Consider the following 11,970-nt stretch of genomic DNA (forward strand, 5'->3'; position numbering starts at 1 on the left):
TCCCGCTCCCGGGCGCCGAGCCGGTCCAGCATCGCCTGGGCCTTCTCCCGTTCCTCGTGGCGGGAGGGGCCGGGGACGCCCGCGGGGTCGGTCACGGTGTCGATCAGCTGCCTCACCGCGGCCGAGGACAGTACGGGTTCTCCCGCCATGACGTTGCGCACGGCCGCCACGATCTGGGCCGGGGGCGTGTGCTTGAGGACGTACCCCGCCGCTCCGGCGCGCAGGGCCTGCAGTACGTAGCTGTCGGTGGTGAAGGTGGTCAGGATCAGCACCTGCGGAGGCCGAGGCCGCTGTCGGAGCGCCGCCGTGGCCGCGAGACCGTCCATCCTCGGCATGCGGATGTCCATGAGGACGAGATCCGGACGGTACTCGTCCACGAGCCCGCGCACGTCGGCTCCGTCGGCCGCCTCCGCCACGACGTCGATGTCGTCGGCCGCCGACAGCATGAGACGCAGCCCGGCGCGTACGAGGGGGTCGTCGTCGACGACGAGCAGACGGATCCGGGGGAACGGGCCGTCCGGCCGGGGGGTCAGGCCGTCCATGGGAGCCAGACGTCGAGGTGGAAGTCGGTGGGTGTGGTGCGGTGTCGCAGGCGGCCACCTGCGAGGTCGACGCGTTCCCGCATGCCGATGAGGCCCTGCCCGGAGCCCGGTACGGGGTTTGGCGCCGGGCTAGGTACGGGGTTCGGTGCGGGGCTCGATACAGGGTTTGGTGCGGGGCCGGGTTCAGGGTTCGGTACGGAGCCCTGCGCCGAAGCCTGCGCCGAACTCTCCGCGGGATCCCGCGCCAAACCCTCCCCGGGATCCTGCGCCGAGTCCCGTCCCTGGCCCTGCGCCGAGTCCTGTACCGGGCTCCGCGCCAAGTCCCGTCCCCGGCCGGCAGCCCCCACCCGCTCCAGTGGGTTCGTCACCCGGATGGTCAGTCCGGTCTCCGGGCCGCCCTCAAGGGTGAGGGTCACCGGGGCGCCGGGGGCGTGCTTGCGGTGGTTGGTCAGGGCCTCCTGCAGCAGGCGGTAGGCCGTGCGGGCCAGCGCCGGTGACATGGTGACCGAGTTGTCGACCCGTTGCCGGAGGTGGAGCTCGACGCCCGCGGCGCGGGACTCCTCGATCAGCTGGGCCACATCCGCGTGCGTGGGCTGGGGCGGTTCGGTGTGGTCGCCCACCACGGGGGCCCGCAGGACCTTCAGTACGTCCTGCAGGTCCTCCAGGGCCCGGGTGGCGCTGTGCCGGATCACGCCCACGGCCTCGGCGAGCTGTTCCGGCGGCGCCCCCGGGGCGTACTCCAGCGCGCCCGCGTGCATGGACAGCAGCGACAGCCGGTGCGCGAGCACGTCGTGCATCTCCCGGGCGATCTCCTCCCGGGCATGCTGCCGCGCCTGCTGCCGTGCCTGCTCGGTCCGCAGCGTCGCGTCCGTCTCCGCGCGGACCGCCCGTTCCCGCAGGCCCACGACGACCAGACCCCAGCCGACGGCACCCGCGACCAGGGTGACGGCCGACACCGTGGTCGCCAGGTTGAGCGGCCCGGGGGGATACGGGGCGAGCAGAAGGGCCACGGGCACCGGGACGAGCGCGCCTGCGGTGACCGCCCAGGTCGTACGGGCCGGGCGCATCGTGGCGACGGTGAACAGGGCGATCAGCAGGGGCACCACCACCGGCCAGCCGGTGCTGAGGAGGATCAGGGCGACCGCCAGCCCGGCGGGGTGGCGCCGCCGCAGCCCCAGTGCGGCACAGGCGAGCAGGGGTACGAGGCTTTCGGATCCCGTGTGCGCCCAGGCGAAGGGCTGGATGCCGCTGATTCCCGTGAGCACCCAGTGAAACGGCACTACCTCCTCGAAGAGGCTTCCCGGGGCGCCTCCGCCGATCTGCGGATATACGGACAGGCCCGACTGCTGTGCCCTGGCCACGAGCACGGTCAGCGCGACGGCGGCCGTGGCCACGGTCAGTTCCGCGAGCCAGGGACGGCCACGCCAGGCCTGTCTGATATCTCTCACGGAGAGACCGTACCCATGGATCCCCGTGAGCGGGAACCGGCGGCGAATTCCTATACCAAAGTATAGGTGCGCCCTGTTCGTTGGTATCGGTTCGATCTGTTCATTTGGCCAGGCGCTTCGTATTCTTTTTGCTGATTACCATCTCCCTGTCGATTTCTACGGTCGACGGCATGGAAACAAAGAACCAGACAGGGACCGTCAATTCGACGACGCTGCTGTGCGGTGTCGCGGGGCTGCTGCTCCTGGCGCTCGGCGGACTCCCGCTGCTGGACCGGGTGTGGGCCCTGCTGGGCGCCGTGTTCTGGGCCTTTCCCGGCGCGCGTGACGTGCTCTCGGTGGTCGTCGGCGCGATCCTCGTGACCGTCGCCTTCACCGCCCACCGGCGAGGGCGGCAGAACCCGCGGGGCACGCAGGGCGCGAAGGCCGCACAGGCCACTGATGTGCGGTGACGCGGCCCCCGAAGCGGCACGGAAAGTGGGTCCGAAAGCCGTTCTTCCGGGCCGCTGTCACGCTCGCGACCGGCGTCTCGCTCTTCCTGACCGGCGGGTGCGCCACCCTCCACGGAGTGAAGGCCCCGCACGACGCCCGGGAAGCCGCCGAGGAATCCGGAGCGCGGCAGAGCGGCGGTGACAGCCCCGACTGCACGGTTGCGAAGTGCGTCGCGCTCACCTTTGACGGCGGCCCGAGCGAACCCACCCCGAAACTCCTCGACATCCTGAAGGAGAAGAAAGTGCACGCGACTTTCTTCCTTCAAGGAAAGGGGCACACGGACACCTATCCGGACACGGTTCTGCGGATGTCCAGGGAAGGCCACGAGATAGCTAACCACACCTGGTCCCACAAAGTTCTCACGGAATTGAGCGCCGAGGAGATCGAGGCGGAAATGAAGCCCGTGCAGGACGATGTGCGGCGCATCACGGGCCGCGCCCCGGTCCTGATGCGGCCCCCGCAGGGGCGGACCGGCGACGACGTGTCGGCCGTGATGAGGAAGCTGGGCCTGGCCCAGGTCCTGTGGAGCGTCACGGCCAAGGACTACGCCACGACGGACACCGCACTGATCACCCGGCGGGTACTGGACCAGACGCGGCGCGACGGGATCATCCTGCTGCACGACCGCTACAAGGGGACCGTTCCGGCCGTGCCGGGCATCATCGACTCCCTGCGCCGACGCGGCTACACCATCGTGACGGTCTCCCAGCTCCTGGCGCCCGCGTCACCGGAGCCCGGGACCATCTATCGGCCCTGACGGCACACACCGGTCCTGACGCCATTTCCCCGAGCTTGCTCCCAACAGGCAACCCACGCACCGCATTTGCCTCTCTCACAGGTTGCTCACAGCAGCTTGATCACAGATCGGCGCCGGGCGCGCGGGGGTGCGTCCGGACCGTACGGCCCGTGCCTGCGCGGCTTCATGCCTCTGCACCGGCCCGGTCGGCTGTGGGCCGCCCAGTCCGATGCCACTGACCATGGCACTCGCAGACGAGGAATCGATGACCAGCAAGAGCAGTCAGAACAGTCAGAACAGTCAGGGAAGCCGTACCCGCTTACAGCGTGCGACGTTCGCGGCGGGAGCCGCGCTCACCGTCGTCGTCGCGGGAGCCGGAGCCGCTCCCGGCGCCGGGGCCGCGCAGGAGAACACGGCGGGCAAGCCGAAGCTCAAACTGATCGCCGCGTCGAACTCCGTGACGCTGGACCGCTACGAGTGGGACGGCGCCTCCGGCGTCTTCCTGGACCTCGGCACGTACCTCTCGGTCGACGACGCGCCCTTGGAATTCAAGGTGACCCGGAAGTCGTACAAGGACCCGGTCGTCGCCCAGCAGATACTCCGCGACGGAACCAGTACGAAGGCGAAGACGAAGACGCTGCCCGCAGGGCTGGTGAAGGACTTCACCGGGCTGGCCGGCTTCATCGACGTGTCGATCAAGAACGCGGCGGGCGAGGAGGTGTCGGCCACCAAGGGGACCTTCTGTCCGAACAACGCCTCGGGGCGGATCCGTCCGGACGCCCCGGCGACCTCGAAGTATCCGCAGAGCTGTCCCACCAATCCCTTCACGCTGGGCTCGGTGTGGGGCGTCGAGAAGGGCTGGGCGTCCAACACCAGCTCGATCGACTACGACAAGCCGGTGGACCTGCCGGTGGGTGAGTACACCGCCAAGGTCGGGGTGGCCAAGGAGTACCGCGACCTGTTCGGTATCCCCGACGACCAGCACACCATCAAGGTGACGGTCCGCTCGGACGGTGAAGGCGGGGAGGGAGCCGGAGCCGCCGCCTCGCGGTCCTCCGCGTCATCCGCCCACCACGGAGGCGGGAACGGAGCCGGGCACGGAGCCGGGCACGACACACAGACCGCCAACGACCCCGCCGCGGCAGCCGCTGCCGCCGCCCACCACTACGGCCCCCGCGGCGCCGACGCACCCACCCCGCCCGCGCTCTCCCACGCGCTCGAAGACCGCGGCCTGGCCCACCACTTGGGCGACGGACCCGGACACACCGACGGCTCGCGCATCGCGCCCGCGCTGAAGCCGGCCGCTGAGCGGCCCACCGGCCGCGCCGGTGTCCCGGCCGACGTGCCCAAGCCCGACCTGCGTTCACTGCCCGCCTGGGACATCGCCGTCACCGACGGCGAGGACGGCGACGCCCCGGGCAAGGACTACCTCGCCTTCAGCGCCAACGTCTGGAACGCGGGTCCCGCGCCGCTCGTCGTGGACGGCTTCCGCAGTCCGGGCAAGGACCTGATGGACTCCTACCAGTACTTCTACGACGCCGACGGCAAGCAGGTCGGGTACACGCCCAGCGGCACCATGGAGTGGGACCCGCGGGAGGGCCACGAGCACTGGCACTTCACGGACTTCGCCAGTTACCGGCTGCTGAGCGAGGACCAGACCAAGGAGGTGCGCAGCGGCAAGGAGGCGTTCTGCCTGGCCAACACCGACGCCGTCGACTACACGGTGAAGAACGCCAACTGGCACCCGGAGAACACCGACCTGTCGACCGCCTGCGGTCAGCAGAACTCGATCTCCGTCCGTGAGGTCCTCGACGTCGGCTCCGGCGACACGTACACCCAGTACCGTCCCGGCCAGTCCTTCGACATCACCGACCTGCCGAACGGCACGTACTACATCCAGGTGATCGCCAACCCGGAGAACCGCCTCCAGGAGACGAACACCAAGAACAACGTCGCGCTGCGCAAGGTCGTCCTGGCCGGTGAGCCGGGCGCCCGCACCGTGACGGTCCCGCCGCACGACCTGATCAACGCCCCGTAACCGCCGGTACCTCAACTGCCCTTCCCTGAGCGGCTCTTGGCCCCGGCGCTTCGGCGCTGGGCCAAGGGTTGCGGTACGGGGACAGCAGGGGCTGCGGTCGTCCCCTGCAGCGGCAGCGGCGCCGCGGGCGGTAGGGGGACGGGGACTCAGTGCCCCAGCCCCGCACCCCCGTCCACCGGAATCACCGCGCCGCGCACGTACCCCGCGCCGACCAGGAACGCCACCGCGTCGGCGACCTCCTCCGGGCGGGCGAGCCGGCCCGCCGGGGTCTGCCGGAGCAGGTTCGCGCGCTGCTCCTCGGTGAGGGCGCGACTCATGTCCGTCTCGGTCAGGCCGGGCGCCACCACGTTGCAGGTGATGTCCCGGGGGCCGAGTTCGTGGGTCAGCGACCGGGCGAAGCCGACCAGGCCCGCCTTCGACGCCGCGTAGTTGGTCTGTCCGGCGGCTCCGTGCAGCGCCGCCGTCGAGGAGATCAGCACGATACGTCCGTGGCCCGCGCCCAGCATTCCGCGCACCGCCCGCCGGACCACCCGGAAGGCTCCCGTGAGGTTGGTGTCGACGACGGAGGTGAAGTCCTCCTCCGTCATCCGCACCAGCAGCCGGTCCTGGGTGGTGCCCGCGTTGGCGACCAGGACGGTGACCGGACCGTGGGCCGCCTCCGCCACCTTGAAGGCCAGGTCCACCTGCTGACTGTCCGTCACGTCACAGCGTACGGCGAGGAGTTCCGCGGACGCGGGCGGCGGCTCCTCACCGCGATACGTCACCGTGACCCGGTCCCCCGCCGCCGCGAAGCGGCGGGCCGTGGCCAGCCCGATCCCCCGGTTCCCCCCGGTCACGAAGACCGACCGGCCCGTCGCCTGTTCCATCGTCGACTCCATTTCCCTTCCTGCTTCTACTGCTTCCGCCACTTCCGCTGCTGACGTTCCGGGTCCGCAGTCCCACGACACCCACGGCGAATCCGACGAGGGCCAGTACGGCGGTCCAGAACGTGGCCGCGTACATGGCGTCGAGGAAGGCGCGGTCGGCGGTGGCCGCCAGTTCGGGCAGCCGCAGTGAACCGGCCAGGGAGCGGGCCGCCTCGGCGGAGGTGCGGGCCTGCTCCTCGGCGTCCGGCGTCAATCCCCTTGCCCCGCCCGGCAGTTCGGCGTCCGCCATCCGCTCCCGGTACACCCCGGAGAGGATCGAACCGGTCATCGCCACGCCGAGCGTCCCGCCCACCTGCCGGGTGACGCTGTTGACGGCCGACCCGGCGCCCGCGAGATGCGGCGGCACCCCGCTCATCATCACGGCCGTGACCGGCGTACCGACCAGGCCCATCCCGAAGCCCTGCACCCACAGCAGCGCGGCGACGGTCACGATCGGGGTCCGTCCGTCGAACCACAGATAGCCGACGTACGTGGCAGCCGTGGCCAGGACCCCGGCCGCGACCGTCCACCGGGCCGAGAGCAGCCGGCTCAGCGCGGGGGACGCCTGACTGCCCAGGACGATGCCGACCGCCGCGGCGATCATGACCGTTCCTGCGTCGGCGGGGGAGAGCCCGCGAGGCCCCTGCAAGTAGAAGGCCGCGTAGAAGAGATGCCCGGCCAGCGCCATGAACGCGATCAGCAGCACCACGCTCCCGGCCGCGAACCCGGGCTGCCGGAAGAGCCGTACGTCCAGGCTGGGCGCGGGCGACCTGCGCTGACCGGCCACGAAGAGGGCGAGCAGCGCGCTGCCGAGGAGGAGCGGGAGCAGCACGTACGGGCCGTACCAGACCTGCCCGTTGCCGAGTTCGATGATCCCGAAGACCACGCCGCCGAGACCGAGCACAGACAGGGCGAGACCCGGCAGATCGAGCACCCTGCGCCGGGGGGCCTTCAACTCCGGTACGACGGCCACCACTCCGGCCAGGCACAGGGCCACGATCGGCACGTTGACCAGGAACACCGAACCCCACCAGAAGTGGCTCAGCAGCGCCCCGCCCACGACCGGGCCGACGGCCACCCCGAGACCGCTGGAGGAGCTCCAGATCGCGATCGCCCGGGTGCGTTTCTCCTCCGGAGTGCTCTGCACGATGACCGACAGGGTCGCGGGCATCAGCAGCGCGCTTCCCGCGCCCATGACGGCACGCGCCACGATCAGCCAGGCGGGGCTGGTGGCGAAGGCGCCCGCGCCGGAGGCGGCGCCGAACAGCGCGAGCCCCGCGAGGAGGGTGTTCCGGGGGCCGAAGCGGTCGGCCAGCGCGCCGCCCGCGAAGAGCGTGCCGGCGAAGACCAGGGTGTAGGCGCTCGCCACCCACTCCAGTTCCGCGGGGGTCGCGCCCAGGCCGTCCACCGGGTCGGCGAGCGTGGTGACAGCGACGTTGAGCACCGAGGTGTCCAGCCAGATCAGCATCTGGGCGCAGACCACGACCAGCAGGACCGGCCAGGACCGGGACGGGACGGCCTTCTCCCCTGCGTCCTCCGCGCCCTCCGCCCGGCTCACGGCGGTCATCGGCTGCCTCCCTTCTCGTCGAGCTCCGCGAATCTGTCCAGCGCCCGGTCGACCAGTGCGTCGGCCGCGCCCGTGTACTGGGCCGGGTCGAGCAGTGCCGACAGCCGGGCCGGGGTGAACACGGCCGAAAGTTCGGGGTGTTGGGCCAGCACCTCGGCCAGCGGGCGCCCGGTGCCGGCCGCCTCGGCCGACGCGGCCGTCAGCAGCTTCTTCGCCCGCACCTTTCCGAACGCCGGGGCCAGCACCACCGTCAGCCGCTCGGTCACGAGGGCGCCCCCGGTCAGTCCGAGGTTGGCCAGCATCCGCTCCGGGTGGACGACCAGCCCCTCGGCGAGCTCGACGGCGGTGTGCGCGGCCCCGCCCGCGAGCCGCAACGCCTCCCGCAGCGGCTGCCATTCGGCGTGCCACGCCCCGGCGGGCCGCTCGTCCTCGGCCAGCAGACACTGGGCCAGTACGAGGGCATGCGCGGGCACCTGACGGGCGGCCGACACGATCAGCGTGGCCAGCGCGGGGTTGCGCTTCTGCGGCATCGCCGAGGAGGCCCCGCGTCCGGTGGCCGCGGGCTCGGACACCTCCCCGATCTCGGTACGGGACAGGGTCTGCACGTCGAGCGCGAACTTGCCGAGCGCCCCGGTGACCAGCTGGAGCACCGCCCCCACCTCCGCGACGGGCGTACGCACGGTGTGCCACGGCAGCACCGGCTCGGCCAGCCCCAGCGCCTCGGCGAAGGGACGGAGCAACTCGACTCCGCCCTCGTCACCGACCGGGTCCCCGCCCTGCCCACGGTCCAGCAGGGCATACTCGCGGTACGCGGCGAGCGTCCCGGCCGCTCCCCCCAACTGGGCCGGGAGCGCGGACGCGACCGCCCGCACCCGGACCAGGGCGTCGCCGACCAACTGGAGCCAGCCCGCCGCCTTGAGGCCGAAGGTGGTGGGTACGGCGTGCTGGGCCAGGGTGCGACCGGCGAGGACGGTGTGGCGGTGGGCGTCGGCCAGCGCGGCCAGTGCGGCGCCGGTGCGTTCCAGGTCGACGGCGACCAGACCGAGCACCCGGCGGGCGACCAGCATCGCCGCCGAGTCGAGGATGTCCTGGCTGGTCGACCCCCGGTGTACGTACTCGGCGGCGGCCGGGTCCTTGGCGGCGACCACCTCGGTGAACGCCGTCACCAGCGCGACCACCGGGTTGGCCGCGGCCCGGGCCGCGTGGGCCAGGGCGACCAGGTCCAGCCGGTCCGCGCGGGCCACCGAGGCGATCGCCCGTACCGCGGCGGCGGGGGTCAGCCCGACCGCGTACTGGGCCCGGGCCAGGGCCACTTCGGCGTCCAGCATGGCCTGCAGCCACGCCTCGTCGGTCACTTCGGCGGCGGCGGGCGTACCCGCCCAGGTGGGGGCGAGCAGGCCCGCGTCGGTACCCACGGACATCACGTTCACGCTCCTCGACTTCCTTCGCCTGAGATATGACGTACCGTCACATTGGTTGCAGGTAGTGGCATTTCGGCATCCCGCAGCATCAGCGCCGCCCGCGCGATCGCGTCCGAGTCCTCCAGCGTCACCGAGCCGACGCCCGGCCGGATGCCGACCGCCGTCACCCAGCGCACGCCCTCCGTCGGCACGCCGAAGGCGAACCGGCGCGGGTGCGCCCGGCCGGCCGCGTCCACCAGCCGGGGCGGGTTCCTGGTCACCGCGAGCCCGCCCGTCTCCCTGCCGCCCAGCCGGTACGGGACGCAGTCACCGGCCGCCAGCAGCCCCCGCAGCAGGGGATCGGCGCTCCGCCGCAGATCGACGACGGGCAGCCGCGCCTCGACGAGCGCGCGGACCAGCACCGGGGGTTCGGGCACCTGCTCGGCGTCCACGAGGAAGCCGCCGTCGCGCGCGGAGGGCCGTACGCGCATCCCCGGGCCGAGCACATGCACCACCTCGGCCTCGATGAGCGCGATCAACTGCTCGATGCGGAAGGCCGGCGGGCCGATCGACGTGTAGGCGTTCAACGGCGTGTACCAGCCGTCCAGTTCGGCCCCGTAGGACGCGCCGGACACCCCGCCGTGGTCGACCACGAGCCGGATCTCGTTGCGCAGGTCCCGCAGGGCGTCCAGCGCGGCCTTCACCGGCCCGCTCACATTGCCCAGCCGGGCCTCGGCGACATCCCGCCGCAGATACTCCAGCAGCCAGTGCCGGAAGTCGTCGCGGCCGGTGAAGTCCCGCTCGCCGTAAGGGCGTTCGATCCGCCGCCAGTCCCATGGCTCGGCGGGCGGCACTCCGTACCGGGCGGTCCACGCCTCGTCGTAGACGGCCCGTACCTCGCGGTCGATCAGTGGCCAGATCTCGCCGCGGAAGCTGACCGGGTGTCCGTCGTCCGCGCGCCGCCGCAGCCCGGCGATGACCTCGGGGGTCAGGAAGCGGGGGTGGTGGCGGCCGAGCGCGCCCTTCTCGTTCTCACCGCGTGCGTGGTACGGGACTCCGCGCCGCGAACCGGCGTACAGCACGGGCTCGTTGCCGCTCGGGAGGTACACCAGGCCCGACTGGCTCTCCTTGAAGGTGCCGCCCCTGCCCTCGGTGAGCAGCGCCACGCAGTCGAAGAAGTTCAGCCCCAGGCCGCGCAGGGCGACGGGCGCTCCCGGCGCGATCCCGCTCAGGTCGGCGTCGGCAGGGTTGGCGGGCCGCACGTAGAGCGAGCCGTGCCGGTCGGCGAAGGAGCTCAGCGCCCGCTCCTCCGGGCTCGGGGTCAGGTCGCCGTGGCCGAGCGCCAGCACCACCGAGTCCAGCGCGGGCAGTTGATCGCCACCCGCCAGGGTCACCGTCTGCCGCCCGTCCGGGGTGTCCGCGAGCGCGACCGCGGTCGCCCGGTGCGTGTGGACCGTCACCCCGGGAGGGGCGGTGCGTAAGAGATGCCGGAAGACCCACTCCAGGTAGTGGCCGTGGAAGGCGCGGGTCGGATAGGTGTCCGGGCCGAGCCGCCGCGCCTCCTCCAGGACCCGGTCCGGGTACGCCCCGGGGTCCAGGGTGCGCGCCCAGTCGTACAGGCTCGGCCCCGGCACCGACGGCCCCGCGCAGTCCACGCTGTCGTCGGTGAACAGGGTCACCTGGGAGGCGACCGTGTTCATCAGCAGTTCGGGCGGCTGGTCGGTACGCCACACCGCGCCCGCGCCCGGCGGGTACGGGTCGACGAGGTGGACCGTGACCGGCCGGGCGGCCGGGCCCGCGTTGGCGCAGATCCGCTCCAGGACCGAGAGACCGCGAGGACCGGCGCCGATCACGCACAGGCTGATGGCGTCACCGGGGCCGGTCATTCCCGGCCCAGCCCGTCGCGCCAGCTCGGCCGCAGCGGCTTCCAGCCCAGTTCCGTACGGGCCCGGTCGTTCGCCGCGCCCCGCGCCGCGGTGAGCTGATGCGTCATGAACCAGCCGAGGAGCCGGGGCGCCAGCGCCGCCGGAATCGGGCGCGGGGGCGGGCCGCCCAGCGTGCGGGCGAAGTGCGGCAGCCACTGAGCGGCCGGGGCCGGATCGTCGTCGGTCACGTGGAAGACGCCGGTGGCCTCCGACTCGACCGCCGCCACGGCCGCCCCCACGGCGTCCACCACATGCACGAACGAGGTGATCCCGGACCCGCCCCCGGGCAGCGGGAACTTCCCGGTCAACACCCGTTGGCCGGTCCCGCCGATACGGGCGTACGCGGTCCCGGGCCCGTACAGGGTGCCGTACCGCAGCACCACGCCCGCGAGGTCCGGTCCCCCTCCCAGGACCTGCCGCTCCAGCTCGGCGACGGCCCGTACGGTGGCGGCCCAACCGGCGTCCGGGGCGTCCACGTACAGCGGCGCGTCCTCGTCGAGGACCGGGTCCCCGGCCGGGGCGGCGGCGAAGGCGACGGACTGCGCGACCAGCCGCCGCGCACCGGCCGCACGGGCCGCCGCGACGAGATGGGCGGTCCCCTCGGTCCGCAGCCGCGCGGTCAGCGCGAAGGCCTCCACGGGGTCGGCGGGCAGCAGCCGCAAGGCCGTCATCTGGTGGACGACCACCTCGGGCCGGGCGGCCGACACCGCGGCCAGCAGGCCGTCCCGGTCCAGGGCGTCGGTGACCACGACCGCGTCCGCCTCCGGAGCCCGGGCCCGCGACTCCTCCCGTACCAGCGCGCTCACTTCATGACCCCGCGCCCGCAACGCTCCCACCAGCGGATGTCCGACCACTCCGGTGGCCCCGGCGACAAGTACGCGCACGGCTCAGCCCTCCGTGGCGGGGGAGGAGGCGGGGGC

The 11,970-nt window shown here is 72.5% G+C and carries 10 protein-coding genes; 3 read left to right on the plus strand and 7 right to left on the minus strand.

The window, feature by feature from the left end; all coding sequences use genetic code 11:
- Together AOK17_RS27980 and AOK17_RS27985 are read right to left on the minus strand one after the other, a co-directional pair.
- Positions 1 to 542: response regulator (locus tag AOK17_RS27980; protein ID WP_055615337.1), on the minus strand; the 542-nt coding region annotated here is incomplete at its 3' end.
- On the minus strand, positions 530 to 1,990 hold the full coding sequence (locus tag AOK17_RS27985) for a sensor histidine kinase (protein ID WP_425424643.1): 1,461 nt from the start codon (positions 1,988 to 1,990) through the stop codon (positions 530 to 532). The genes AOK17_RS27985 and AOK17_RS27980, both read right to left, overlap by 13 nt.
- Positions 1,991 to 2,160: 170 nt before the next feature.
- Here AOK17_RS27985 and AOK17_RS27990 point away from each other — a divergent pair, with 170 nt between their 5' ends.
- The 3 genes from AOK17_RS27990 (at position 2,161) to AOK17_RS28000 (ending at position 5,253) form a co-directional block, all read left to right on the plus strand.
- Positions 2,161 to 2,439, plus strand: coding sequence for a hypothetical protein (locus AOK17_RS27990; RefSeq protein WP_055615339.1), 279 nt, complete (start codon positions 2,161 to 2,163; stop codon positions 2,437 to 2,439).
- On the plus strand, positions 2,436 to 3,236 hold the full coding sequence (locus AOK17_RS27995) for a polysaccharide deacetylase family protein (protein ID WP_063997301.1): 801 nt from the start codon (positions 2,436 to 2,438) through the stop codon (positions 3,234 to 3,236). The genes AOK17_RS27990 and AOK17_RS27995 overlap by 4 nt, the downstream gene beginning before the upstream one ends.
- 220 nt (positions 3,237 to 3,456) lie before the next feature.
- Positions 3,457 to 5,253 (plus strand): lysyl oxidase family protein, encoded by a 1,797-nt coding sequence (locus tag AOK17_RS28000; RefSeq protein ID WP_055615344.1) that lies wholly within the window; start codon positions 3,457 to 3,459, stop codon positions 5,251 to 5,253.
- Between the two features lie 146 nt (positions 5,254 to 5,399).
- Here the strand turns inward: AOK17_RS28000 and fabG are convergent, their stop codons facing one another.
- From fabG to AOK17_RS28025, 5 genes are read right to left on the minus strand one after another with little or no spacing between them, the layout of a single operon-like run.
- Positions 5,400 to 6,119: a 3-oxoacyl-ACP reductase FabG gene (gene fabG / locus AOK17_RS28005; RefSeq protein WP_055615340.1), complete on the minus strand. Its 720-nt coding sequence runs from the start codon at positions 6,117 to 6,119 to the stop codon at positions 5,400 to 5,402.
- Positions 6,001 to 7,725 carry an MFS transporter gene (locus tag AOK17_RS28010; RefSeq protein WP_157881411.1) on the minus strand — a complete coding sequence of 575 codons (1,725 nt, stop codon included), beginning with the start codon at positions 7,723 to 7,725 and terminating at the stop codon, positions 6,001 to 6,003. Before AOK17_RS28010 ends, fabG begins: the two co-directional genes overlap by 119 nt.
- Positions 7,722 to 9,146 carry a nitrosuccinate lyase gene (locus AOK17_RS28015; RefSeq protein WP_055615345.1) on the minus strand — a complete coding sequence of 475 codons (1,425 nt, stop codon included), beginning with the start codon at positions 9,144 to 9,146 and terminating at the stop codon, positions 7,722 to 7,724. Before AOK17_RS28015 ends, AOK17_RS28010 begins: the two co-directional genes overlap by 4 nt.
- A 5-nt stretch (positions 9,147 to 9,151) precedes the next feature.
- Positions 9,152 to 11,011, minus strand: a complete 1,860-nt coding sequence (locus AOK17_RS28020; RefSeq protein ID WP_055615341.1) for an FAD/NAD(P)-binding protein — start codon at positions 11,009 to 11,011, stop codon at positions 9,152 to 9,154.
- The gene (locus AOK17_RS28025; RefSeq protein ID WP_055615342.1) at positions 11,008 to 11,934 is read right to left on the minus strand and encodes an NAD-dependent epimerase/dehydratase family protein; all 927 of its coding nucleotides are present in this window, start codon (positions 11,932 to 11,934) and stop codon (positions 11,008 to 11,010) included. Before AOK17_RS28025 ends, AOK17_RS28020 begins: the two co-directional genes overlap by 4 nt.
- Positions 11,935 to 11,970 lie beyond the last annotated feature (36 nt).

This window comes from Streptomyces phaeochromogenes (assembly GCF_001418655.1).
Classification (GTDB): Bacteria; Actinomycetota; Actinomycetes; order Streptomycetales; family Streptomycetaceae; genus Streptomyces; species Streptomyces phaeochromogenes.

What these genes read in the sequence shown, in the direction of transcription:
- AOK17_RS28015 (WP_055615345.1), bottom strand. Translation starts at nt 9,146, where the DNA reads ATGTCCGTGGGTACCGACGCGGGCCTGCTCGCCCCCACCTGGGCGGGT.
- AOK17_RS28000 (WP_055615344.1), top strand. Translation starts at nt 3,457, where the DNA reads ATGGCACTCGCAGACGAGGAATCGATGACCAGCAAGAGCAGTCAGAAC.
- fabG (WP_055615340.1), bottom strand. Translation starts at nt 6,119, where the DNA reads ATGGAACAGGCGACGGGCCGGTCGGTCTTCGTGACCGGGGGGAACCGG.
- AOK17_RS28020 (WP_055615341.1), bottom strand. Translation starts at nt 11,011, where the DNA reads ATGACCGGCCCCGGTGACGCCATCAGCCTGTGCGTGATCGGCGCCGGT.
- AOK17_RS27990 (WP_055615339.1), top strand. Translation starts at nt 2,161, where the DNA reads ATGGAAACAAAGAACCAGACAGGGACCGTCAATTCGACGACGCTGCTG.
- AOK17_RS28010 (WP_157881411.1), bottom strand. Translation starts at nt 7,725, where the DNA reads ATGACCGCCGTGAGCCGGGCGGAGGGCGCGGAGGACGCAGGGGAGAAG.